The organism is Curtobacterium sp. PhB25 (assembly GCF_004365375.1).
Classification (GTDB): Bacteria; Actinomycetota; Actinomycetes; order Actinomycetales; family Microbacteriaceae; genus Curtobacterium.
In genome coordinates this window covers 440,787-462,963 of the sequence record NZ_SODR01000001.1, presented here as the reverse complement: position 1 = coordinate 462,963, position 22,177 = coordinate 440,787, and the positions used below count along the sequence as shown (strand labels likewise).

The window sequence follows — 22,177 nt, the reverse complement described above, 5'->3', positions numbered from 1 at the left end:
CAGGGGCTGTCAGCCCCTGCCACGGCGGACGGGAGGCCCGGTACCAGCTGGCACCGGGCCTCCCGTCTCGTGGTCTACGCGTCTTCGGGCGCCGCCGCGTCGGACGCGAGCGCCTTCCGACGCTGCGCGACCTGGACCGCGATCGCGACCGGGATCGCGGCGAGGGCGACCGCCCGGAGCCACGGGCGGTCGAACACGTGCCGGGTGGCGTGGTCGAGCGACACCGGACCGGGGCCGCCGAGCGCGAACATCGCCGCCGAGAAGCCGAGGAACGCCGGGAACTCGAAGCCGCCGTCCGCGTTGAAGAAGCCGTTCGGGGTGTGCACGCTCGACGCGACGCCCATCGTCGTCGCAGCGCCCGCACCGGCGATCGGGGTGGCGAGCCCGAGTGCCAGGGCGGCACCGGAGCCGGCCTCGCCGATGCCGGCCAGCACGGCGTTCCGCTTGGCGGGGCGGAACCCCATCGCGTGCATGCCCTGCGCGGTGCCCTCGATGCCTCCGCCGCCGAACGCGCCGAAGAGCTTCTGGGAGCCGTGCGAGACGAGCACGGCTCCGAGGGCGATGCGGAGCAGGGTCTTGGCGGTGACCGAAGCGGTGCTGGTGGTGTGCGAGCTCATGCGCGCGACGGTACGCCGCGACGGTCCGCCGCGACCGGCGATCGTGAGCAGAAATGGTCGGGTCGCCCGGAGGCACCCGACCATTTCTGCTCACGAAGCGCACGACGCGACGCGACGCGACGCGACGCGACGGTACCAGCGCCTACCGCTTCAGGTTCGTCAGCTCCTGCAGCACCTCGTCCGAGGTCGTGATGATGCGCGCGTTCGCCTGGAACCCGCGCTGCGCCACGATCAGGTTCGTGAACTCCTGCGACAGGTCGACGTTCGACATCTCGAGGGTGCCCGCCGCGAGCGACCCGACGCCGGCCGAGCCGGGACCACCGACGGTCGCGGTGCCCGAGTTGCCGGTGGCACGGTAGCCCGAGGCGCCGGTCTTCTCGAGGCCCGCCGGGTTGGCGAACGTCGCGAGGGCGATGCGGCCGAGGGCGAGCGACGCACCGTTCGAGAACGTGCCCGTGACGGTGCCGTCCTTCGAGATTGCGTAGCCCTGCAGGGCGCCGGCCTCGCGGCCGTTCTGCGAGCCGATCGACGCGGTGTTGAGCGAGGCGAAGCCGGTGAGCTCCCCCATGTCGACGGCGATGCCGCCGACCGTCAGGGCGCCGCCGGAGGTCAGCTTGCCGTCGGTGCCGAACGTGAGCGACCCGTTCGTGGTGGTCCCCTGCCCGTTGCGTGCGGTGACGTCCCAGCCGGTGCCGGTGCGCGTGTAGGCGAGGGACATCGTGTGCTTGGCGCCCGAGGCGTCGTAGACGGTGGCCTCGCGGGTGATGGTGTCGCCGACGGCGGTCTCGGACGGCAGGTTGCCGGCGACCGAGGCGGAGGTGGTGCGGACGGCCGGTGCCGCGGCGTCGAGCGGCAGCGTGATGTCGGCGAGGCCACCGTTGTCGTTGACGACGCCGTTGGTGGCCGGGTAGCCCTGCACGATCTTGCCGTCGGCGGTGACCAGGCGGCCGTCCGCGTCGAAGTCGAACGCACCGGCGCGGGTGTAGACGGTGTCGTTGCCCAGGCGGGTGACGAAGAAGCCGTCGCCGGAGATCATCAGGTCGGTGGCCTTGCCGGTCGCCTGGGCCGAGCCCTGCGCGAAGTTGGTGGAGACGCCGGCGACCTGGACGCCGAGGCCGATCTGCGCCGGGTTGGTGCCGCCGACACCGGTCTGCGGTCCGCCGGCACCCTGGGTCATCTGCGACAGGGTGTCCTGGAAGACCGTCGACGAGGCCTTGAAGCCGACGGTGTTGACGTTGGCGATGTTGTTGCCGGTGACGTCGAGCATCTGCTGGTGCGAGCGGAGGCCGGAGATCCCGGAGTAGAGCGAGCGGAGCATGGTGCGTCCTTTCGGAGAGGCAGGGAGAGCAGGAAGGAGAAGGGGAAGGAGAACGGTCAGGAAGCCGGAGCGGTGGTGGTGATGCCGGAGATCACGTCGAGAGCGACCTCCTTCCCGTTCACGGTGACCGTGGGCACGCTGTTCGCGTACGACACGGCCGAGGCGGTCCCGGTGACGGCGGTACCCGTCGCAGCGTCGGTGTAGCTGACCTGCTTGCCGACGAGGTTCGCGGCGGCGATGCGCATCTGGAGCGAGAAGTTCTCGTTCCCCGTCGTGGTCTGGTTGGTGATCTGCTCCATCATCGCGAGCTGCGTCTGCTGGCTGATCATCTGGTTGGTGTCCATCGGCGACGACGGGTCCTGGTTCTGCAGCTGCGTGACGAGCAGCTTCATGAACACCTCGGAGTCCATCGTCTGGGACTGCTTCGCGGTCGAGTTCGCGGCGAGGGCCGCGGCCTGGGCAGCCTGGTCCACGCTGCCGGTGATGCCGTCGATGGGCATGGTTGCGTTCCTGTTCGTGAGCCGGTCAGGCGAGGACGTCGAGTCCCGCGGTGCGGATGGTGGAGGTGGACGTGGCGGCTGCGGAGGCTGGCTGCGCAGCGGAGGTGCGCCGTGCCTCCAGGCCGGTGTCGGCACGCAGGCGGCCGTCGGCCGGTCGCTGGTCGCGACCCGCCGACGTGCCCGGGTGGTTCTGCGACGACAGGTCGAGCGTGGTGCTCAGCCCGGTGCCGGCGGCGTCGCGCCGCAGGTCTGGCAGCACCTGGCGGACCGCGTCGCGTCCCGCTTCGGACGCCGCGAACAGCTCGACGTGCATGCCGTGCGCGGTGACGTGTGCGCGGACCGTGACCGGTCCGAGGCTGTCCGGCACGACCTGCACCGTGACGACGTGTTCCCCGGGGCCGGCCTGCGCGAGCGAGAACACCGGGCGCGCGAGCTGCTGACCGAGGGGCGCGGGCGTGGCCGTCTGGGACGTGACCGGCGCGGCGGCAGCGACGGGGGCGGGCGCGGCGGTCGGCGTGGTGGGCAGGACGAAGGGCGTCTCGCCGCCGCGCGTGGTGGTGACCGCCGGGAGGCCCGGATCACCCGCCGTCGATCCCTGCTGGTCCGTCCCGTGGCCGGTCTGCCCACCCCGCGCGGCGGTCGCCGCTGCCACCGTGACGACGGCCGGGGTCGCGGGGGCGGTGGCGTCGGTGGGCTGGGTGGACTGGGTGGCCGGGCCGGTCGGCTGGAGCGTCGCGGCGACCGCGGCCCCAGCGGCCGCGGCAGCGGGCGCGCTGCTCGTGCTCGTGCTCGTGACTCCGACGGTGCCGGTGCCGGTCGTCCCGCCGGACGGGGTGCCGGGCCTCGGGATGTCGGACGCCGGTGACGGTGCGGACCCGTCGGTGGGATCGGCGGTCGTGCCTGGTGCCGGTACGGCGGCGGATGCGACGGACGCCGTGGTGCTGGCCGACGGCGCCGTCGTGGCCGACAGCGACACCGCGGCCCCCGTGGCAGTGGCAGCCCCGGTGGCGGCGGAGACGGCAGCAGTCGTCGTCGGCGTGGTCGTCTCCGGAGCGGGCGTCGGGGCCGCCGTCGTCGAGGTGACGACCTGCGCCGTCGGCTCGGGCGCGGTCGACGTCACCGGTGTGACCGTCTCGGCAGGGGTCACCACGATCGGAGCGACCGGGGCAGGCACCGTCCCGGCGAGTGGGAGCGGGAGTGAGAGCGTCTGGGCCTCCCCAGCGGCAGCGGCCGAGCCGTCAGCGGCAGCCGCCACGTCCGTCCCGGTGGCGGTCGTGGCAGCGTTCGGCGACGTGGTCGAACCGGTGTCGTCGGCTGCGCGGGAGTCGTCCCGGCGCGCCGGTGCACGCTCACCGGCACGACGATCGGTCGCGGCGGCCGCGGACAGGGCGGCGTCGAACGAACCGGCACCGCCGGGGTCGGACGTGGCGCGGGCGGGCGGAGCGCTGCTCGCCGGAGCGGGCGCGGGCTGGGTGGCGATGGTCAGGCTCATGCGGCGCTCCCGGACTGCATCATGGACAGCAGCGCGGCGGTCTGCAGGTCGGTGGCGCTGCTCGCGGCGGTGGTCGCGGTCGTCGCCGGGGTAGCGGACGCCTGCGCCGGCACGATGCGGCGGATGGTGGCGATGTCGGCGTCCGAGTACCAGTTGTCGACGATGCGGACGTCCTTGCCGGGGCGCGGCGCGTGCAGCACCTTGCCGTCGCCGACGTAGATGACGACGTGGCCCTCGCCCTTCGGGATGATCAGGTCGCCGGGCTGTGCGTCCTTCAGGGAGCCGACCTCGACGCCCATCTTCGCCTGGTCCGGCACGACCCGCGGCATGGTCACGCCGAGGTCCTTGAACACCGTCTGCACCAAGCCTGAGCAGTCCATGCCGGCGGTCGTGGTGCCGCCGAACACGTAGGGCACGCCGAGGTACTTCTTCGCGTCCGCGACGACGTCGGACCCGGTGGCGCCGCTGCCGGTCGCGAGCGTGCCCGCGCCGGCGTCGACGGACGTGGCGGGCGCGCTGCTGGTGGTCGCCGCAGCGGCGGCAGCAGCGGTCGCGGTCCCGGTGCCGGTGTTCCCGGTCGCCGTGGCCAGGGCGTCGGCGAAGGCGCTCGACGACGCGCTGGTCGACACGGCGGACGATGACGAACTCGTCGCCGCGGCCGTGCCACCGCGCAGGGTGTCGATCTGGGAGCGGATCTCGGAGATCCGGGAGAGCACCGCTTCGACGCTCATCGGGCACCACCTTCCGTGCGGCGTCGTGCCGCGATCTCGTCGAGGGCGTTCTGTTCGGTGCGGAGTTCCTCGGCGGCCTGCTCGGCGGCGTGCTTGCCCTCGAGCTTCTCCAGGCCGACCGCGGCACGTCGTGCGGCGGTGTACTCCTCCTGTGCCCGGTCGGCGTCCGCGCGGCGGGTCCGGACCACGGCGTCGAGCTCCTCGAGCATCCCGCGGGTCGCGGCACGCGCAGCGGCGACGGCGCTCAGGGTCGCGGCGTCCTCGATCGGCTGTGAGCCCTCGGCGTCGGCGAGGCTGCGGCGCGCGGCGATCCGGGCGTCGGCGGCATCGCGCACGCGCTCGTTCGCGGTGGCGAGCGAGGCAGCGGCGCGGTCCTGTTCGGTGTGCCGCAGGCGCAGGAGCCCCGCGAGCGGGAACCGGCGGGCCATCACGACACCCCCAGCTGCTGCACGAGACCGCCGAGTCGCTGCCAGGACGCGTCGGCGGTCGCCCGCTCGTCCATCCCCTGGCGCAGGAACGCGTCGATCGCATCCTGGTGGTCGACGGCGGCGTCGACGAGCGGGTTCGAGCCGCGCTGGTACGCGCCGACGTCGAGCAGGTCCTGGGCGGCGGCACGTGCGGCCATCACCTTGCGGAGGGTCGTCGCGGCACCGCGCTGCGCCGGGTCCGTCACCTTCGAGGCCACACGGGACACCGAGCCGAGGGCGTCCACGGACGGGAAGTGCCCGGTGATCGCGAGCTTCCGGTCGAGCACGACGTGACCGTCCAGGATGCTGCGGGCGGCGTCGGCGATCGGCTCGTTGTGGTCGTCGCCGTCGACCAGCACGGTGTACATGCCGGTGATGCTGCCGACGCGGTCCGTCCCGGCACGCTCGAGCAGCCCGGCGAGCACCGAGAACGTCGACGGCGGGTAGCCCCGGGTGGCCGGCGGCTCCCCCACCGAGAGCCCGATCTCACGCTGCGCCATCGCGACGCGGGTGAGCGAGTCCATCATGAGCACGACGTCCTGGCCGGCGTCGCGGAACGACTCGGCGATGCGGGTGGCCATGAACGCGGCGCGCAGGCGCATGAGGGCGGGCTCGTCCGAGGTCGACACGACGACGATCGAGCGGGCGAGGCCCTCGGCGCCGAGGTCGTCCTCGAGGAACTCGCGCACCTCGCGGCCACGCTCCCCGACCAGTGCGATCACGTTGACGGCGGCGTCGCTCCCCCGGGCGATCATCGACAGCAGCGACGACTTGCCGACACCGGAGCCCGCGAAGAGCCCCATGCGCTGGCCACGGCCGACCGTGGTGAGGGTGTCGAGCACCCGCACGCCGAGCTGCATCGGGGTGTCGATGCGGGTGCGTGCCATCGCGTTCGGGGTCGCGTGGTCGAGCGGCACCCAGTCGACGGGCTCGCCACCGGCACCGACGAGCGGTCCGCGGTCGTCGATCGGTCGGCCGAGCCCGTCGAGCACACGGCCGAACAGCCCGGCACCCGTCGGCACGAGCACCGGCCGGCCGGTGGGGCGTGCGGGGGTGCCGGCGGTCACACCGGTGAGGCGGCCGAGCGGCATGCAGCGCACGCCGGTGGCGTCGGTGGCGACGACCTCGACCATGGTCGGCTCGGAGCCGTCGCGGCCGACCGACACCAGTTCGCCGACGTGGGCGTCGAGCCCGGCGATCGTCAGCCCGAGCCCGACGGCGCTCGTGACGACGCCGACCCGCTGGGGTGCGGCCTGCCGCAGGGCGTCGTCGAGCCCGCGGGGGCGGAGCAGCGTGGCGGTCACGCGGACACCCCCTGCAGCTCGACACCCAGTGCAGTGCGGGCACGGTCGAGTGCGGTGGCGATCCGGGCGTCGAGGATGCCGTCCGGCAGGTCGACGACGGCGTCGCCGTCCCGCAGCGCGGGGTCCGCGACCACGGGCACCGGCAGGTCGACGTCGGCGACGCGGGCGGCGTCCGCCGGGCTGAGCCGGACGGCCACCGGCACGCTGCGGTCGATGGACGCGAGCGCCCGCCGGACGGTGGTCTCGGCACCGGACGTGATCCGGGCCTCCCGGTCGTCATCGGTACCGACCGCCGGACGGGAGGCACGGATCTCGTACCCGACGATCGCCTCGGCCAGGTCCGTGGCCGCGCTGGCGACGGACGCCTCGGCGTCGCTGAGGACGGGCGCGACCGTGGACAGCATCGCGTTCGTCGCGGCGTCGAGGACGGCGATGCGGCGGACGGTGTCCGCGCGCAGCGACGCGGTCAGCGCGGCGTGCTCGGCCTGCAGGCGGGCGCGCAGGGCGTCCGTCTCGGCCTGCGCGGCGCGGAGTCCCGCGGTGTAGCCGGCGGCGTGGCCGCGGACGTCGGCGCCCGACGCACGGTCGGTCGCGGCGGCGGTGCCGATCGCGGGGAAGGCGATGCGCTGCACGGTACCGGCGGTCGTGGTGTCAGTCAACGAGCTCGTCCTCCTCGGCACGGTGCACGGTGATGACGCCCTGCGCCTCGAGCTCGCGCACGGAACGGACGACCTCGGCGCGCGCTTCCTCGACCTGCGAGACGCGGACCGGGCCCATGGCCTGCAGTTCGTCGTCGAGCAGCGAGCGGTTGCGCTCGGACACGTTCGCGCGGATCGTCTCGACGACGGGTCCGGCCGCACCCTTCATGGCGGTCGCGAGGAGCTTCGAGTCGATGCCACGCAGCACCTGCTGGATGTCGCGGGACTCGAGCTTCACGATGTCCTCGAAGGTGAGCATGCGCGAGCGGATGTCCTCGGCGAGTTCCGGGTCGCGGGCCTCGAGCCCGTCGAGCACGGCCTTCTCGGTGGCGACGTCGGAGCGGTTGATGATGTCGACCAGGGGCGCGATGCCGCCGACGACCTCGACGCTCTCGCGCGGCGACACGACGGCGCCGGCGCGCTGCCGCAGGACACCCGCGACGATCCCGACGGCCTCCGGGGTCGCGCTGCCCATCGTGGCGAACGCCTGCGCGACGTCGGTGCGGACGCGCTCGTCGACACCCGCCAGGACGGCGCTCGCCTGCCCGGGCTTGAGGTGTGCCAGGACGAGGGCGATGGTCTGCGGCAGCTCGCCCTCGAGCAGGGTGATGACCTGCCCGGGCTCGGCGTCGTCGAGGAAGTCGAAGGACTGGCCGGCGAGGTTCGAGGCGAGCCGGTCCATCACGCCGGCGGCGCGCTCGGCGCCGAAGGACGCCTCGAGCAGCCCGAGCGCGGTCTCCTTGCCGCCGCGCTTCTGCAGTCGGCCGCTCATCGTGATCCGGTGGAACTCCGACATGGTCTGGTCGACGACGGTGTCCTCGACGCGGCGCATCCGGACGATCTCGGCCGAGATCTCCTCGGCCTCCATCTCGGTGAACTGCTTCATCACCTCGGCCGCGCGGTCGGTGTCCATCTGCATGAGGATGAGCGCGACCTTCTGGGCGCCGGTCAGCGCTCGGTCGTTCGAACCCTTGCCGGTGCCCGGGCCGTTGCCGTTGCCGTTGCTGCCGCTCGGCATCAGGGCGCTCACACCGGTGCCCGGTCGTCGAGGAGCCCGCGCAGGAGTTCGGCCGTGCGCTTCGGGTCGCGTTCGGCCAGCGCGGAGATGTCCTGACGGCGGCGCTCGGCCGTGATCTCGTCGGTCGTCAGCACCTCGGTCGGCGGGTCACCGGCGGGCATCGTCGACAGCACGGCAGTGGGGGCGTCGCCGGCACCGAGGGTCGCACGGTCGGCGGCGCCGTCCATCGCGAGGGGCAGCTGGAACGTCTCGCCGGCGAAGGCGTCGAGTTCGCCGAGGTCGACGGCCTCGCGTTCCTGCTTCCGGCTGCGACGGGCGATGACGAACATGACGGCGATGAGCGCGAGCAGGATGCCGATGACGATGCCGGCGGTCCGGATCGACGACCACAGGGCTTCCTGCTGGTCGGCCTTCTGCTGCGCCTCGAGGGCCTTCGCGGCCTGGTCGGCGCCGCTGGTGTCGAAGTCCATCATCGCGACCTTCACCTGGTCGCCGCGGTCCTGGTCGACACCGGCGGCGGCCGACACCAGGTCGTTGATGCTCTGCAGGTTCGCGTTCTGCACGGCGTCGGCCTTCGAGTTCAGCGCGACCGAGATGGTCTGCCGGTCGAGGGACCCCGAGGGGATCTGCGTGGTCTCGGTGGTGTGGTCGACGGCGTTGTTCTTCGTCGCCGACTCGTTGGTGTAGCCGCCGTCACCGGTGCCGCTCGTGGCGGTGCCGTTCGGCACGGCGATGTTGTCCGGGCCGAGGACCCCGGTCGCACCGCTCGACGCGCCCGCGGCGCCGGAGCCGTACTGCTCGGTGGTGCTCGACTCGTTGAGCGCGACCGGACCGGAGGTCGGTGACGTGTAGCTCTCCGACGTGCGGGTGCCGGACTCCTGGTTCATCGTGCCGGAGACCACGACGGTCGCGTTGCCGGCGCCGAGGGTGGTGTCGAGCAGGTCCTGGATCTTCTTGCTCGTCGCGGCGTCGTAGTCGGCGGCCTGGTCGGCGCCGCTGCCGGTCGCACCGGTCCCGACGGCGGACAGCGTCTGCCCCTTGGCGTCGACGACCGAGACGTCGGTGGTCTGCATGCCCTCGACCGAGGCGCTGGTCAGGTGCACGATCGCCTGCACCTGGTCGGTGCTCAGCTGGGTGCCGTTGTCGGTGGCGATGAACACCGACGCCGTCGGGTCCTTCTCCTCGGACACGAACACGGACTTCTCCGGGATCGCGAGCTGCACGGTCGCGGTCTGCACGCCGTCCATCGCGCCGATGGTCTTGGCGAGCTCGCCCTCCATCGCCCGCTTGTAGGTGACGTCCTGCTGGAACTCCGAGCTCGTCACGCCCATCTGGTCGAGCAGCGAGTAGCCGCCCTCGTTCGACGACGGCAGCCCGTTCGACGCGGCCTTGAGGCGCTCCGAGTACACCTGCGCCTGCGGCACCAGGATCGTCGCGCCGCCGTCGGTGAGCTGGTACGGCACACCGTCGGTCTGCAGCTGGTCGGTGATGGAGCTCGCGTCGGCGGCGGCCAGCCCGGTGAAGAGCGGCGCGTAGGACGCCTTGCCGAGCCACGACGCCAGGGCGATCCCACCGAGCACGAGCGCGGCGATCACCAGGATCGCGATGGTGCGCTGGGCGGCGGAGAAGCCCTTCACGTACGCGGACAGGCGCGCGAAGACGTTCTTGACGGCGACGGGCATCAGGCCTGCATCCTCATGATCTCGTTGAACGCGTCGACGCCCTTGTTGCGGACGGCGGAGACGAGCTCGAGCGTGACCTGCGCGCGGGTGGCGGCGATGGTCGCGTCGTGGATGTCGTCGAGGTTGCCGGTGACGGCCTTGAGCGCGAGGGTCTTCGAGTCGCTCTGCAGCGCCTGCAGCCCGTCGACGGCGTTCCCGAGGCTGGCGGCGAACCCGCTGCCGTCGGTGCTGGTCGCACCGGCGGTGCCGGTGACGTCGCTGGAGGTGCCGGACACACTGGTCAGTGCGTTCGTCATCGCGTTGGTGGTCACACCGTTGACGGCGTCGATGGGCATCAGTTCTTCCCGATCTGCAGTGCCGCCTCGTAGGCGGTCTTGGCACGGTCGACCACGGCGGCGTTCGCCTGGTAGCCGCGCTGGGCCATGATGAGGTCCGCCATCTGCGTGCCGAGGTCGATGTCCGGCATGCGGACGTAGCCCTCGTCGTTCGCGAGCGGGTTGTCCGGGTCGTAGGTCACGCGGCCGGCGGCGCTGCCGAACGCGGCGCCCTTGACGTAGGCGCCGGACACGCCGTTGCCCTCCTGGACCTCGACGTAGCGGGCCTGGAACGCGGTGTCGTCCATCGACTTCACGGTGTTCGCGTTCGCCATGTTGTCGGCGACGGCGTCGAGCCACTTCCGGTGCACGGTCATGCCGGTGCTCGCGATGCCGATCGCGTCGAAGGTCGTCACGAGTTCGTCCGCATCGCCGCACGGACACTCGTGAGCTCGGAGTTCATCGCCTGCGTGGCGAACTGGTACCGGAGCACGGTGTCGACGTTGGAGAGCGTCTCCTCATCGAGGTTGACGTTGTTGCCGTTCGTGTTCGTCGGCTCGAGGCTGCGGGCGACCGTCGGCGCGGTGTTCCCGCTGCCGTCGGTGATCGACTTCGCCAGGGCGTCCTCGAACTGGACCTTCTCGGCGTGGTAGTTCGGCGTGTTGATGTTCGCGATGTTGTTCGCGATCACCTTCTGGCGCATCGACAGGCCGTCGAGAGCGCTCTGCAGCGCGACGCTCGTCACGGAATCGAACACGGTGGTCCCCTCGTCAGGCGTCGCCCGTGGGACGTCGCCGTGCGGTGGTGGCCGATCCGTGGCCGAACTGGTGAGCGATCCGTGCTCGTGTGGCGCTATCGGTGCCCGTCCCCGGCCGCGTTAGCCCTCGCCCCGAACGGGGGTGGCACCACGGCGTCCGATGTGGAACGACATCCCCGTTGTCGTACGACATCGAGCGCGTCGCACCTTGCGCACGCGTCGAGTTGCGCACGCGGGTCGACGACGCTCTCGTCGTCGTACGACGTCGACGATGACGCACCTTGCACGCGCAGACAGTTGCGTCCGGGGTCGGACGACATCCTCGATGTCGTACGAAGACCACCTCGTCGCACGGTGCCAGCGCCGTCCGTTCACGCTGGGAACGGTTGCGCTCGCTGGGCAACGACAGCATCGATGTCGTACGACGACCACCCCGTCGCACCTTGCGCCCGCCCGGGGTTGCACGCGCGCGCAGGCGACACCATCGATGTCGGACGACGTCGAGCATGTCGTACCGAGTCGAGCGCGCGACGGGTCAGGCGGACGCGTCGAGGTAGACCGCGCCACGGGGCTCGCGGGTCGCGTCGACCGCGCGCAGCGCACCGAGGTGCTCGAGCGTCGCCCGTCGGTCCGACTCCAGTTCCGCGATGCGGTCGCGCTGCGCAGCGAGCAGCCGGGAGGCACGCCCCACCAACTCGCGCGGCACCGGACCCAGCCCGGCCGGCTCCGACCACCCCACCACGGCCGTGGGGTCGGCCGCCTGTCGGGCGGCGTCGTGCTCCAGGGAGTCGAGGAGGGCCTCCCAGACGAGGCGGTGGTCGACCTGCTCGGGCGACACCACCTGCTCAGGCGACGGTGCCGGTTCAAGCGACACCGAGGGCTCCGCCCGTCGACTGCTGGCGGGCCGGCGTCGCCGGCAGCGACGCGGCAGCGTCGTGCCACGACTGCCGCAGGGGTTCGAGGATCCGGATGCAGTCGCGCGTCGCCTGCACGTCACGGTGCACGTTCGCGGTGATGAGGGACGTCGACGCGTAGTTGTAGACGGCGAGCAGGCCCTCGCCGCCGTCCCAGACGTCGATCCGCAGCGTGGACGACAGCTCGCCGACGATCGCCTGCGCGTGCAGCAGTTGCTCGCGGGCGGCGTCCCAGTCGGCGCTGGTCTGTGCGGCCTCGGCGCGGTGCAGGTCGAGCAGCAACCGGTCGTAGAGCATCGTCACGAGCTGCGCCGGGGTGGCCGACAGGACGGCCTCGTTCGTGTACTGGGCGCGACGCTGGTCGGTCACGGTGCGGGGCTGCGCGGCCTGGCGGAAGGCTGCGGCCTGGAAGTCGAAGGTCATGGTGATCCCGTCAGCTCGTCGTCGCCGCGAGCTGGCTGGCGAGCCAGCTCGACTGGGACTGGAGCTTGCTGAGGCTGGTCTCGAGCGACGAGTACAGCGTCTGGAGCGATGCGCGGCGCATCGTGAGTCGGTCGGTCCAGCTGTCGATCTGGGTGTTGAGGTCCTTGGCGACCGCCTGCTGGCCGGTGATCGTCGTGGTGATGGACCCGTCGTACTTGTCGGACGCCGCGGTGGCGGCGGCGCCGACGTTCGCGGCGACACCGGACAGCATCGCCTGGGTGCCCTCGGGGTCGGTGGCGAGGGCCTTCTGGAAGACCTCGGCGTCGAAGGTGAAGCTGCCGTCCTTGGTGATCGAGATGCCGATCGACGACGGCGACTTCCCGCCGACGGGCGCCGACATGGTGCTTCCCAGGCGCTGCACGGCGTCGCGCGTGGTGCCGTCGCCCATCAGGACCCCGGCGGTCGTGGTCGTCGATCCGCTGGTGGCACTCGTGGTGCTCGTCACCGCGGTGTTCGTCTTGTAGTAGGCCGAGACCGCGTTCATCGCGTCGACGAGTCCGGACGCCACGGACTGGGCCTTCGTGGTGTCCTGCGCGACGCCGACCGTGACCGGATCCGTCGAGGCCCTCGACACGGTGACGCTGAGCCCGGGGACCAGGTCGGTGAACGTGTTCGTCGCGCTCGTGATCGTCTGCTCGGCGGCGGTGCCGGCCCACAGCGTGACGCTGGCGTCCTTCGCCTGCGCGACGACCGCGGCGCCGACCTCGGTCAGCACGTTCGTCGCGGTGCCCGCGGCCACCTGCTCGGCGGTCCCCCGGTGCACCTCGAAACCACCCGCGGCCCCGGTCTTGGCGGACGTCAGCTGCAACCGGTAGAGCTTGGTGCCGTCGGCGGCCGCACCCGCGGCGACCTTCGTGGCGGTGACGCCGGCCCCGGACTTGTTGATCGCCGACACCGTGTCGTCGAGGGAGCCCGACGACGGCGTGACGGTGGTCTTCGTGCCGTCGGCACCCACCAGGGTGATCGGTTCGGCAGCGGCCGACCACGTGGACATCGCGGCGGTGACCCCGACCTGGGCCGAAGCGGTCGAGCCGACGCTGAACGTCAGCGACCCGGCGCTCGCGTTCGTGCCGGTGACGGCGGTGACGCCCGACGACGAGCTCGTGGCCGTGAACAGGTCGAGCGAAGTCGCCTTGGCGGCGTCCTTCGCCTTGGTCGCGAGGGCCTGCGCCAACCCGTTGATCGTCTGCAGTGACGAGATGAACGAGTTGGTGCTCGTGAGCTTGTTCTTGAGCAGGGTCTGCGGCACGCCCTCGACGCTCATCAACGAGTTGATGAGGTCGGTCGTCTTGAGCCCGCTGACGAGCCCGTCGATCGCGAGGCTGGTGCTCGAGGACACGGACGATGACATCGTCGACACTCCCTGGCGTCGTGGGGATGGTCAGGAGGGCGACGCCGCCTCCCGGGAAGCCTGAACGATCCCGGAAGGCGGCGTCGTGGGTGCTAGCGCAGGAGCGAGAGCACGCCCTGCGTGCTCTGGTTCGCCTGCGCGAGCATCGACGTGCCGGCCTGGCTGAGGATGTTGTCGCGGGTGTACTTGACCATCTCCTCGGCCATGTCGACGTCGGTGATGCGCGAACCGGCAGCGGTGAGGTTCTCCTTGGCCACGTTCGTCACGTTGATGGCGTGGTCGAAGCGGTTCTGGACAGCACCGATGCTCGAACGTGCCGCGGACACGTACTTGATCTGCTCGTCGATCGCGGTGATGGCGGCCTGAGCGTTCGTCGCGCTGTCGAAGGTGAGGGCGCCGACAGCGGTCGACACGGACTCCACGTTGGACTTCGACAGGTCGACGTCGATCTGGCTCGCCGCGTCGCCGTTGGCGCCGACCTGGAACTTCAGGACGCCCGCTGCGCCGGCGGAGCCGTCGAGCAGGTTGATGCCGTTGAAGTTGGTCGACTGCGAGATGCGGGTGAGCTCCTTGGTGAGCTCGCCGACCTCGGTGGTGATCGCCGTGCGCGAGTCCTCGTTGTTCGAGTCGTTACCGGCCTGGACGGCCAGGTCGCGCATGCGCTGGAGGATCGAGTGGGTCTCGGTGAGGCCACCTTCAGCGGTCTGCACGACGGAGATGCCGTCCTGCGCGTTGCGGGCGGCGACCGTGAGGCCACCGACCTGGGACTTCAGCCCCTCGGAGATCGACAGACCGGCCGCGTCGTCGGCAGCACGGTTGATGCGGAGACCCGACGAGAGCTTCTCGAGGGACTTCGACAGGTCGTTCTGCGTCGAGTTGAGGTTCCGGTACGTGTTGAGTGCCGAGAGGTTGGTGTTGATGGACATACCCATGGTGGTTTCCTCCGTGAATGCTGGGTCGTACTACAGCCCGTCCGTGGGCTGACGTGGATGACTCTCGACCGGGTGCCGGGAGTCGTTAGGGAATCGACGGAAATACCCGTCGACGGTTCAGCTCGCCGCCACGGCGACCGGCGCGGTCGCGTCGTGGACGGCACGTGCGACGCCGGCGGCGGCGTTCGACGCGACGCGTGCGAGGTAGGCGCTCCGGCGGGCCGCGGTGGTGCGCGAGGCGGGTTCGGCGGCGGCACCGCCGTCGCCGTAGTGGGCGGCCAGTCCGTCGCGGAGCAGGCGCATCGCCTCGGAGCGCTGCTGCGAGACGGCGGAGTGCGTGATGCCGAGTTCCGCGGCGACGTCGGTCACCGAGCGGTCCCCGAAGTAGACGGCCTCGACGACGAAGCGCATCCGCTCGGGCAGCGCCTCGACGGCTGCGCGCAGGTAGCGACGCTTCTCGGTCTCGAGCAGGTCGTCGCCGGGCAACGGCAGGTCGGCTGCGACGAGGTCGTGCACGGTCTCGTCGAGGGGCGCGACGATGCGGGCCGCGTCGCTCATGGCGTCCGAGGCGGTCTGCCGGTCGACGCCCATCGCGTCCGCGATCTCCTGCACGCCGACGCTCCGGCCGAGTCGGGCGGACAGGGCCTCCTGCGTGGCGAGGGTCTCGCGGATCCGCTTCCGGGTGCCGCGGGACGCCCAGTCGGCCGAGCGCATGTCGTCGGCGAGGGCTCCGGCGATCCGGGTCCGGGCGTAGGCGCCGAAGGGGACGCCGAGGGTGGGGTCGAACGCGTCGGCAGCGGCGACGAGGGCGAGGGAGCCGACGGCGGCGAGGTCGTCGCGGTCCAGGTGCGTGGCACGGGAGCGGACGTCGGCGACGATGTAGCCCACGAGCGGGAGGTGCTCCACGATCATCGCGTTGCGTGCGGTGCGGTCCATGCTGATCCCCTGATCGACCTGACGTGACTGTCTCGACTCACCCGTCCCTGGGCACGACGGACGCCGGCTTCGGATGGCCGGTGCGTACGCCGAAGACCCGCCCGGTTCCCTCCGAGCGGTGCACCCCGCGCCCCTGTGGCGCGGTTCGAGGTCGCCCTCGTGGTGCGTTCTGAATGTATCGGCTGGCAATGTCCTGAACAGGGGTTCATCCGTCCCCAGTGCGGGGGCATTCGCGGTGTTTCCCGGTCGGCATTTGGGGGGACCCAGCGCGTAGAACGCCCGTTCCCGTCCCCACATTGGGTGACGTTCGTCCGTTCTGGAGGCGCGGCAAGTGTCCGTCGCACGCAGCCGCGTCCCCCGGGCGCTTACGTCCACCGCCGCCCAGTCGATAGATCCTGGTGTCCGCATGATGGCGGACCGGGGTCCGCCCCGACGAACCACACCACACGGGAGGAGCTGATGAGCGTGAACGACCTGTCCGCCGTGCTCTGGCGCGAACGCGAACTGCTCGAGCTGCTCACCTTCAAGCTCGAGGAGGAGCAGCTCCTGCTCACCGCGGGCCGTTCCCGTTGGGTGTCACACGCCAGCCGCGAGGTCGAGCAGGTCCTCGAACGACTCCGCAGCACCGGACTCGAGCGCGCCGCGTCGAGTGCCGAGGTCGCCGAGGAGTGGGGCGTCCCCGCCGATGCACCCCTGCGCGACGTCGTCGCCGCAGCGCCGAACGGCCCGTGGGGCGAGATCCTCGCCGCGCACCTGACCGCGATGGTCGAGTTGACCACCCAGATCGGCGCCCTGCGCGACGAGAACGACCGCTTCCTGCGCACCGCCGCCCAGGCCACCGAGGAGACCCTCGCCGGCACCGTGACGACCGCAGCGACGTACGACGCCTCGGGCACCTCCGGTCCCGGCTCCGACGGCGCCCGCCTGTTCGAGGGGACCCTGTAACCCCGTGGTCAGCACCTTCGGCTCCCTCGCCACCGCGTACTCCGGCCTCGCCGCAGCCCGTGCCGGCATCGACGTCACCGGCCAGAACATCGCGAACGCCGGCACCGCCGGGTACACGCGGCAGCGCGTCACGCAGAACTCGATCCCCGCGACCCAGACCGGGTTCATGCGCGGCACCGCTGCCCTCGCCGGTCAGGGCGTCTCCGTCGACGGCATCGCCCGCCTGGCATCGCTGACGCTCGACGTCGGCGTCCGGGTCGCCGCGGGGTCCTCCGCCTACGCCGACGCCCGTGCGACGGCACTGTCCGCCCTCGAGACCGGCCTGCACGAGCCCGGCAAGGACGGCCTGAGCGCCAAGCTCGATGCCTTCTGGTCGTCGTGGAGCGAACTCGCCAGTCACCCCGACGACCCGGGTGCCGCCAGCGCCGTCCTCGGCGCAGCGGGCACCGTCGCCTCGGCCCTGGTCGCCGGGTCGAAGGCCGTCGACGCGCAGTGGTCCTCGGTCCGGGGCACCGCGGCCGGCCAGGTGACCCAGCTGAACGACGCCGCGAAGCAGGTGGCCGACCTGAACGGGCGGATCCGCACCGCACTGGCCTCCGGCGGCACCGCGAACGAACTCCTCGACCAGCGTGACCAGCTCACCGAGCAGATCGCGACGCTCGCCGGCGGGACGACCCGCACCAACGCGGACGGCACGGTCGACGTGCTGCTCGGCGGCAACCCGCTCGTGCAGGGCACCGACGCCCGCGCCGTCGCTCTCGGCGGTGGCGAACGCCTCGCCGACGGCGCCGCGGTCACCCTGACCTGGACCTCCGGCACCGCCGGCGCGGTGTCCCTGAGCGGCGGGTCGATCGGTGGCGCCCTCGCCGTCCTCGCCCCGGCGAACGGGAACGGCACGGGCGGCGCGCTCGCCCAGGCCGCCGCGTCCTACGACGCCGTCGCGACCCAGCTCGCGGCGACCGTCAACGCCGTGCACGCCACCGGCACGACCCCGGCCGGCACCACCGGCACCGCGTTCTTCGCCCTCGCGACGGGCGTCCCCGCCGCGCAGGGCCTGTCGGTCGTCCCGACGGACGGCAGCGGCCTGGCGACGCGGAACGCGGCGGGGCAGCTCGACGACTCGTTCGCCGACGCGCTCTCACGACTCGGCACGGGCCCCGGAGCCGCCGACACGACCTGGGCGACGTTCGTGGCGGGGGTGGGCACCGCCTCCCGGTCGGCCGCGACTGAGTCGACGCTCACCGGACTCGCCCTGACCAACGCGCGCACCCAGCAGCAGTCGAGCGCCGGCGTCGACCTCGACGAGGAGAACGTGAACCTGCTGAGCTACCAGCACGCGTACCAGGGCGCGGCACGCGTCCTGACCGCCGTCGACGAGATGCTCGACACCATCATCAACCGCGTCGGACTCGTCGGGAGGGGCTGATCGTGATCACCCGGGTGACCACCCAGATGTCGATGGCCGCGGCTTCGGCACGGCTGCAGACCGGTGCGGCGCGCGTGGCGCAGCTGACCGAGCAGGCCACCACGCTGCAGGCGATCCAGAAGCCGTCCGACGACCCGGTCGGCACCGCGTCGTCGATGCAGGTCCGCAAGGAACAGGCCGCCGCCGCGCAGTACACGCGCAACGCGAACGACGCCGTCGCCTGGCTCGCGACCACCGACAGCGCCCTGTCCAGCGTCTACTCGGTGCTGAACAGCGTGCGGGACCTGACCGTGCAGGCGGCGAACTCCGGCACCATGAGCGACACCGACCGCGACGCCTTCATCACGCAGTTCCAGTCGCTGAAGTCCGACCTCGAGGCACGGGCCAACACGACCTACGGCACCCGCTCGGTCTTCGCCGGCGCCTCGACCGCCGCCGCCGCGTACGACCCGGCGACCGGGTGGGCGGCCTCCGGCACGGACGTCTCCCGCCGGATCGGCGACGGCACCACCGTGCGCGTCGACACCGCCGGGGCCGACGTCTTCGGCACCGGCGCGTCGTCCGTGTTCGGCGTGCTCGACTCCATCGTCAGCGACCTGCAGAACGGGGTGAACGTGAACGCGCGGATCAACGACGTCGACGGAGCGCTCGGGGCCGTCCGCGGCGCCCAGGCCGACGTCGGTGTCCGGCACGCGACCGCCCTCGCCGCCCAGGACTCGCTGAAGACGGCAGCCGTCTCGCTCGAGAACCGCCGCGCCGGCATCGAGGACGTAGACCTCGCCAAGGCCGTCCTCGACCTGCAGGTGCAGCAGACCAACTACCAGGCAGCCCTCGCCGTCACCGCGAAGGTCCTGCAGCCGACCCTGATGGACTACCTCCGATGAGCATCTCCCTGACCTTCGCCGTCCCGCCGTTCGGCCTGTCCCCCGCACCGGTCTTCACGCTGACCCCGGTGGACGGCGCCGAGGGCCTGTTCACCCTCGTCGGGGGTTCCTCGCGCTTGTTCGTGCTCGACGCCGCGGTGCACCTGCCGTCGTACTCGCCCGAGCTCACCGACGAGCAGGCCGCTGGGCTCGAGCTGACCGACCCTGCCGACGCGATGCTGCTCGTGGTGGCGAACCCCGGCGCGTCCGGCACGACCGTCAACCTGCTCGCGCCGATCGTCGTGAACGCCCGGACCGCCGTGGGCGCGCAGCTCATCCTGGAGGACCAGGACCTGCCGCTGCGGGCGGAGCTCGCGCGGGCGTAGGTGCTGCGGGGGGCTGGCGGCTGCACGAGCTGCCTGGCTGGTCGACTCGGAACGACGTCCTCGATGTCGTACGACATCGAGTTCGTCGCACCCGCGCGTGCGCAACAGTTGCACGCGACGCCCGACGACAACATCGACGTCGTGCGACATCGCTGTTGTCGCACCTTGCACGGGCGTCGGTCCGGCATCGAACACGCGTACGCCCTCGGCCCGGGGCCCCGATCCCCGCAGGCCCCTGTCACCCGTCGACCCCGAACGACGTCCTCGATGTCGTACGACATCGAGTTCGTCGCACCCGCGCGTGCGCAACAGTTGCACGCGCCGCCCGACGACAACATCGACGTCGTGCGACATCGATGTTGTCGCGCCGTGCGTCCGCCTCATCCCTCCACAGACTGGAGGCCCGGCTCGTTTCCCACAGATCGTCGCTCCGAACCGACGTGGTCGGCTCGCACCGCCGATCGTTGAGACATGAACGACCGAGTCCTGGCCTTCCCCCTCATCCGCACCGGCGACCATCCGAGCGCTGAACGGCGTGCGCTCCAGCGTCGCGTGCATCGCGGCTCGCTTGCCTCGATTCGGCCCGGCGTGCTGGTCGATCCGTCGCTCGTACAGGGGCTGCGGAGCGAAGACCGTCTGCTCCTGCTCGTCCGGGCGACGGTCCCGTCGGTCGGACTGCCCCGGGCGTTCTCGCACTCCTCCGCGGCAACCGTGCACCGGCTGCCCTTCACCGCAGCGGCTCCCGACCGAGTCGAGGTCGTCGACCCTCGGTTGACCAGGCCGGACACCACGGCGCTTGCCCGGGTCAGGCCGGGGCATGCGATCGACGACTCCGGCGGACGATGGGCAGGGACGCCGCCGACCGTGCCGATCGAGATCGACGGGGCGCCGGTGACGTCGTTGGTCCGGACGCTCGTCGATCTCTCGGCCACCGCACCGTTGGACCAGGCCGTTCCGATGATCGATCAGGCGCTGCGCGAGCGACGGGTCCTGCCGGAGATGCTCCGCGACGAACTCTCGTCCCACGAGCGCAAGGGGTCCGAGAAGGCGGGGGTGGCGATCGGGATGGGGTCGGCGCTGTCGGGGTCGCCGGCGGAGTCGGTGTGCCGGGTACGCTTCCGGCAGATCGGGGCACCGGAGCCGGTGCAGCAGTACGAGTTCCGACGGACCGGAGGTGGGACGGCCGTCGTGGACTTCTGGTTCCCGGATCAGGGCGTCGTGGTCGAGGTCGACGGCCGCGCGAAGTACGAGGACCCGACGATGCTCGAGGGGCGGAGCACCGCCGAGGCGCACTGGCAGGAGAAGCGTCGCGAGGACTTCGTCCGGTCGTTCCCCGAGGTCCGGTTCGTCATCCGGTTGTCGTGGGCCGACCTCATGCAGCCCGACCGCGTGCGTGCAGCACTCCGCCGGAGCGGTGTCCCGTGCCGGTGACGCGCAGGCGAGCGGCTCCGAGGGCCCGGCCGGGGTCAGTGGCTCGGCGCCTCCCGGTGGTGTGCACGCTGCCGTTCGACCACGAGCGGTGCACTCGGCACGCCACCGCCGACGATCACTTCGCCGGTGCCGACCCGCACGCCGTGGACCCGCCCGACACCCTTCACCACACCGGCACGCCGATCGGGGTCGGGCTCGCGGTGGTCGCCCCCGGCTGCGAGCTCGGCGTCACGGACGGCGACCGTCCCGAGCACCTGGGCACCGGCGCCGAGCTCGGTGGGGCCCTCGACGAGGCAGCCGCCCGACAACCGAGTGCCGTCCCCCACGAGCACGTCCACCCCGGTCGCCGTGATCGTGACGGACCCCGGGCCCAGCTCGGCACCGGAACCGATGGTCACCCGGGCCGCGGTGGCGACGACGGAGACCGGGCCCGGACCGAGCCGCGCGCCGGATGCGACGGTGATCGAGCCCCCGGCACGCGTCTCGAGTACGGCTCCGGGGTAGAGCACCACCCCGGCTGCAAGGGTGACGTCCGCGCCGACGAGCACGGAGCCGGGGTCGAGCACGACGACCTCGGGCAGCAAGCCGCGCACCTCGGCGACCGTCAGGAACCCGGAGGCCCGCCGAGCGTCGTCAGCCGGACCGGGCGCGCCGTCGATGTCCATCCAGCGAGCCTCCCACATGCCCGGCGTACGGTGAGCGCATGGCCCGCTCCCCGAAGGACCAGGCGATCGTGCCGCTGCCGAACGCCCAGGTCTCCCCCATGCCCGACGACTCCCGGACCCCGCAGCCGCAACAACCCGGCGGGTGGGTCAAGTGGCTCGACCGCGCCATCAGCGTCCAGCGCCCGGTGGTCGTGGCGCACGTCAACGCGATCCGCCGACGCAAGCCGGACGCCACCCCCGCCGAGGTCATCCAGATCCTCGAGCGGCAGTACCTCACCGCGGTCACCACCGGTGGCGCAGCGGTCGGTGCGAGTGCGGTCATCCCGGGCGTCGGGATGGTGGCCGCCCTCGGGCTGAGCGGCGCGGAGACGGTCGGGTTCCTCGAGACCACCGCGCTGTTCGCCCAGTCGGTGACCGAGGTGCACGGCATCGCCCTGGACGACCCCGAACGGGCACGGACCCTGGTGATGGCGATGATCCTCGGTGCTCCGGGCACACAGCTCATCAAGCAGCTCGGCGGGCAGATCGCCGGCGGTCAGGCGCGCACGGCGTTCTGGGGCGAGATGGTGACCTCCTCCCTGCCGAAGCAGGTCGTCAACGGCCTCGGCGGGCAGGTCCGCGACCAGTTCATCAAGCGGTTCGCAGTGCGTCAGGGGACGTCGGTGCTCGGCCGTGCACTGCCGTTCGGGATCGGCGCAGCCGTCGGCGGGCTCGGCAACCACGCGCTCGGGCGGAAGGTCATCCAGGCCTCGCGGACCGGGTTCGGGCCGCCGTCGGCACACTTCCCGATCATCCTCGAGCCCAAGCCCGCGAAGCCCGAGAAGCAGCCGAAGGACAAGCAGCCCAAGGAGAAGCAGCTGAAGGAGCCCAAGCAGCAGAAGCAACTCGGCTGGCGCCGCGGCTCCGCGAAGGACGAGGACCTCTGGTCGGAGACGCCCGAGCGCTGA

At 71.9% G+C, this 22,177-nt stretch carries 25 protein-coding genes; 6 read left to right on the top strand and 19 right to left on the bottom strand.

Going from position 1 to position 22,177, the window contains the following annotated elements:
- Nucleotides 1–74: 74 nt before the first annotated feature.
- From EDF51_RS02110 to EDF51_RS02025, 18 genes are all read right to left on the bottom strand, one after another.
- The gene (locus EDF51_RS02110; RefSeq protein WP_123339565.1) at nucleotides 75–617 is read right to left on the bottom strand and encodes a DoxX family protein; all 543 of its coding nucleotides are present in this window, start codon (nucleotides 615–617) and stop codon (nucleotides 75–77) included.
- 142 nt (nucleotides 618–759) lie between these two features.
- The gene (locus EDF51_RS02105; RefSeq protein WP_123292728.1) at nucleotides 760–1,935 is read right to left on the bottom strand and encodes a flagellar hook protein FlgE; all 1,176 of its coding nucleotides are present in this window, start codon (nucleotides 1,933–1,935) and stop codon (nucleotides 760–762) included.
- Between the two features lie 56 nt (nucleotides 1,936–1,991).
- Entirely contained in the window at nucleotides 1,992–2,435 is a 444-nt protein-coding gene (locus tag EDF51_RS02100; RefSeq protein ID WP_131846865.1) for a flagellar hook capping FlgD N-terminal domain-containing protein, read from the bottom strand.
- Nucleotides 2,436–2,460: 25 nt separating this feature from the next.
- Nucleotides 2,461–3,927, bottom strand: a complete 1,467-nt coding sequence (locus EDF51_RS02095) for a flagellar hook-length control protein FliK (protein WP_134193737.1) — start codon at nucleotides 3,925–3,927, stop codon at nucleotides 2,461–2,463.
- Entirely contained in the window at nucleotides 3,924–4,658 is a 735-nt protein-coding gene (locus tag EDF51_RS02090; protein ID WP_131846867.1) for a C40 family peptidase, read from the bottom strand. Before EDF51_RS02090 ends, EDF51_RS02095 begins: the two co-directional genes overlap by 4 nt.
- On the bottom strand, nucleotides 4,655–5,086 hold the full coding sequence (locus EDF51_RS02085) for a flagellar FliJ family protein (RefSeq protein ID WP_134193735.1): 432 nt from the start codon (nucleotides 5,084–5,086) through the stop codon (nucleotides 4,655–4,657). The genes EDF51_RS02090 and EDF51_RS02085 overlap by 4 nt, the downstream gene beginning before the upstream one ends.
- A complete protein-coding gene (locus EDF51_RS02080) occupies nucleotides 5,086–6,429 on the bottom strand; it encodes a FliI/YscN family ATPase (RefSeq protein ID WP_131846868.1) in 1,344 nt (447 codons plus the stop codon). Before EDF51_RS02080 ends, EDF51_RS02085 begins: the two co-directional genes overlap by 1 nt.
- Nucleotides 6,426–7,088: a hypothetical protein gene (locus EDF51_RS02075; protein WP_123292722.1), complete on the bottom strand. Its 663-nt coding sequence runs from the start codon at nucleotides 7,086–7,088 to the stop codon at nucleotides 6,426–6,428. The genes EDF51_RS02080 and EDF51_RS02075 overlap by 4 nt, the downstream gene beginning before the upstream one ends.
- Nucleotides 7,081–8,145: a flagellar motor switch protein FliG gene (gene fliG, locus EDF51_RS02070; protein ID WP_123292859.1), complete on the bottom strand. Its 1,065-nt coding sequence runs from the start codon at nucleotides 8,143–8,145 to the stop codon at nucleotides 7,081–7,083. Before fliG ends, EDF51_RS02075 begins: the two co-directional genes overlap by 8 nt.
- 8 nt (nucleotides 8,146–8,153) lie before the next feature.
- Nucleotides 8,154–9,827, bottom strand: coding sequence for a flagellar basal-body MS-ring/collar protein FliF (gene fliF, locus EDF51_RS02065; RefSeq protein WP_131846869.1), 1,674 nt, complete (start codon nucleotides 9,825–9,827; stop codon nucleotides 8,154–8,156).
- Nucleotides 9,827–10,162 (bottom strand): flagellar hook-basal body complex protein FliE, encoded by a 336-nt coding sequence (fliE, locus tag EDF51_RS02060; RefSeq protein WP_123338355.1) that lies wholly within the window; start codon nucleotides 10,160–10,162, stop codon nucleotides 9,827–9,829. The genes fliF and fliE overlap by 1 nt, the downstream gene beginning before the upstream one ends.
- Nucleotides 10,162–10,557 carry a flagellar basal body rod C-terminal domain-containing protein gene (locus EDF51_RS02055; protein WP_235035933.1) on the bottom strand — a complete coding sequence of 132 codons (396 nt, stop codon included), beginning with the start codon at nucleotides 10,555–10,557 and terminating at the stop codon, nucleotides 10,162–10,164. The genes fliE and EDF51_RS02055 overlap by 1 nt, the downstream gene beginning before the upstream one ends.
- The gene (locus EDF51_RS02050; RefSeq protein ID WP_123292719.1) at nucleotides 10,554–10,898 is read right to left on the bottom strand and encodes a flagellar basal body protein; all 345 of its coding nucleotides are present in this window, start codon (nucleotides 10,896–10,898) and stop codon (nucleotides 10,554–10,556) included. Before EDF51_RS02050 ends, EDF51_RS02055 begins: the two co-directional genes overlap by 4 nt.
- A 535-nt stretch (nucleotides 10,899–11,433) precedes the next feature.
- Entirely contained in the window at nucleotides 11,434–11,772 is a 339-nt protein-coding gene (locus tag EDF51_RS02045; protein WP_131846871.1) for a hypothetical protein, read from the bottom strand.
- Nucleotides 11,762–12,235 (bottom strand): flagellar export chaperone FliS, encoded by a 474-nt coding sequence (locus tag EDF51_RS02040; protein ID WP_123292717.1) that lies wholly within the window; start codon nucleotides 12,233–12,235, stop codon nucleotides 11,762–11,764. Before EDF51_RS02040 ends, EDF51_RS02045 begins: the two co-directional genes overlap by 11 nt.
- Before the next feature lie 10 nt (nucleotides 12,236–12,245).
- Complete coding sequence (gene fliD, locus EDF51_RS02035) at nucleotides 12,246–13,634, bottom strand: flagellar filament capping protein FliD (protein WP_243837062.1); 1,389 nt, start codon at nucleotides 13,632–13,634, stop codon at nucleotides 12,246–12,248.
- A 104-nt stretch (nucleotides 13,635–13,738) separates the two neighbouring features.
- Nucleotides 13,739–14,578, bottom strand: a complete 840-nt coding sequence (locus EDF51_RS02030; RefSeq protein ID WP_207896253.1) for a flagellin — start codon at nucleotides 14,576–14,578, stop codon at nucleotides 13,739–13,741.
- Between the two features lie 117 nt (nucleotides 14,579–14,695).
- On the bottom strand, nucleotides 14,696–15,514 hold the full coding sequence (locus tag EDF51_RS02025; RefSeq protein ID WP_123938152.1) for a sigma-70 family RNA polymerase sigma factor: 819 nt from the start codon (nucleotides 15,512–15,514) through the stop codon (nucleotides 14,696–14,698).
- 459 nt (nucleotides 15,515–15,973) lie between these two features.
- Here EDF51_RS02025 and EDF51_RS02020 point away from each other — a divergent pair, with 459 nt between their 5' ends.
- The 5 genes from EDF51_RS02020 (at nucleotide 15,974) to EDF51_RS02000 (ending at nucleotide 20,565) form a co-directional block, all read left to right on the top strand.
- Nucleotides 15,974–16,459 (top strand): flagellar protein FlgN, encoded by a 486-nt coding sequence (locus tag EDF51_RS02020; protein ID WP_123292716.1) that lies wholly within the window; start codon nucleotides 15,974–15,976, stop codon nucleotides 16,457–16,459.
- Nucleotides 16,460–16,463: 4 nt separating this feature from the next.
- Nucleotides 16,464–17,885 (top strand): flagellar hook-associated protein FlgK, encoded by a 1,422-nt coding sequence (gene flgK / locus EDF51_RS02015; protein ID WP_134193733.1) that lies wholly within the window; start codon nucleotides 16,464–16,466, stop codon nucleotides 17,883–17,885.
- Between the two features lie 2 nt (nucleotides 17,886–17,887).
- Entirely contained in the window at nucleotides 17,888–18,769 is an 882-nt protein-coding gene (gene flgL, locus EDF51_RS02010; protein ID WP_123292714.1) for a flagellar hook-associated protein FlgL, read from the top strand.
- On the top strand, nucleotides 18,766–19,134 hold the full coding sequence (locus tag EDF51_RS02005) for a flagellar assembly protein FliW (RefSeq protein WP_111086356.1): 369 nt from the start codon (nucleotides 18,766–18,768) through the stop codon (nucleotides 19,132–19,134). The genes flgL and EDF51_RS02005 overlap by 4 nt, the downstream gene beginning before the upstream one ends.
- Before the next feature lie 471 nt (nucleotides 19,135–19,605).
- The gene (locus EDF51_RS02000; protein WP_134193731.1) at nucleotides 19,606–20,565 is read left to right on the top strand and encodes a hypothetical protein; all 960 of its coding nucleotides are present in this window, start codon (nucleotides 19,606–19,608) and stop codon (nucleotides 20,563–20,565) included.
- 35 nt (nucleotides 20,566–20,600) lie between these two features.
- On the opposite strand, the gene EDF51_RS01995 is transcribed toward EDF51_RS02000, so the two are convergent.
- Complete coding sequence (locus EDF51_RS01995; RefSeq protein ID WP_134193729.1) at nucleotides 20,601–21,230, bottom strand: hypothetical protein; 630 nt, start codon at nucleotides 21,228–21,230, stop codon at nucleotides 20,601–20,603.
- Between the two features lie 38 nt (nucleotides 21,231–21,268).
- Between EDF51_RS01995 and EDF51_RS01990 the strand changes: the two genes are divergently transcribed.
- Nucleotides 21,269–22,177 carry a hypothetical protein gene (locus EDF51_RS01990; RefSeq protein WP_208321810.1) on the top strand — a complete coding sequence of 303 codons (909 nt, stop codon included), beginning with the start codon at nucleotides 21,269–21,271 and terminating at the stop codon, nucleotides 22,175–22,177.

Coding starts and splice junctions, on each gene's coding strand:
- EDF51_RS02110 (WP_123339565.1), bottom strand. CDS start 617: ATGAGCTCGCACACCACCAGCACCGCTTCGGTCACCGCCAAGACCCTG.
- EDF51_RS02105 (WP_123292728.1), bottom strand. CDS start 1,935: ATGCTCCGCTCGCTCTACTCCGGGATCTCCGGCCTCCGCTCGCACCAG.
- EDF51_RS02100 (WP_131846865.1), bottom strand. CDS start 2,435: ATGCCCATCGACGGCATCACCGGCAGCGTGGACCAGGCTGCCCAGGCC.
- EDF51_RS02095 (WP_134193737.1), bottom strand. CDS start 3,927: ATGAGCCTGACCATCGCCACCCAGCCCGCGCCCGCTCCGGCGAGCAGC.
- EDF51_RS02090 (WP_131846867.1), bottom strand. CDS start 4,658: ATGAGCGTCGAAGCGGTGCTCTCCCGGATCTCCGAGATCCGCTCCCAG.
- EDF51_RS02085 (WP_134193735.1), bottom strand. CDS start 5,086: ATGGCCCGCCGGTTCCCGCTCGCGGGGCTCCTGCGCCTGCGGCACACC.
- fliG (WP_123292859.1), bottom strand. CDS start 8,145: ATGCCGAGCGGCAGCAACGGCAACGGCAACGGCCCGGGCACCGGCAAG.
- fliF (WP_131846869.1), bottom strand. CDS start 9,827: ATGCCCGTCGCCGTCAAGAACGTCTTCGCGCGCCTGTCCGCGTACGTG.
- fliE (WP_123338355.1), bottom strand. CDS start 10,162: ATGCCCATCGACGCCGTCAACGGTGTGACCACCAACGCGATGACGAAC.
- EDF51_RS02040 (WP_123292717.1), bottom strand. CDS start 12,235: ATGACCTTCGACTTCCAGGCCGCAGCCTTCCGCCAGGCCGCGCAGCCC.
- EDF51_RS02030 (WP_207896253.1), bottom strand. CDS start 14,578: ATGGGTATGTCCATCAACACCAACCTCTCGGCACTCAACACGTACCGG.
- EDF51_RS02025 (WP_123938152.1), bottom strand. CDS start 15,514: ATGGACCGCACCGCACGCAACGCGATGATCGTGGAGCACCTCCCGCTC.
- EDF51_RS02020 (WP_123292716.1), top strand. CDS start 15,974: ATGAGCGTGAACGACCTGTCCGCCGTGCTCTGGCGCGAACGCGAACTG.
- EDF51_RS02005 (WP_111086356.1), top strand. CDS start 18,766: ATGAGCATCTCCCTGACCTTCGCCGTCCCGCCGTTCGGCCTGTCCCCC.
- EDF51_RS02000 (WP_134193731.1), top strand. CDS start 19,606: ATGAACGACCGAGTCCTGGCCTTCCCCCTCATCCGCACCGGCGACCAT.
- EDF51_RS01995 (WP_134193729.1), bottom strand. CDS start 21,230: ATGGACATCGACGGCGCGCCCGGTCCGGCTGACGACGCTCGGCGGGCC.
- EDF51_RS01990 (WP_208321810.1), top strand. CDS start 21,269: ATGGCCCGCTCCCCGAAGGACCAGGCGATCGTGCCGCTGCCGAACGCC.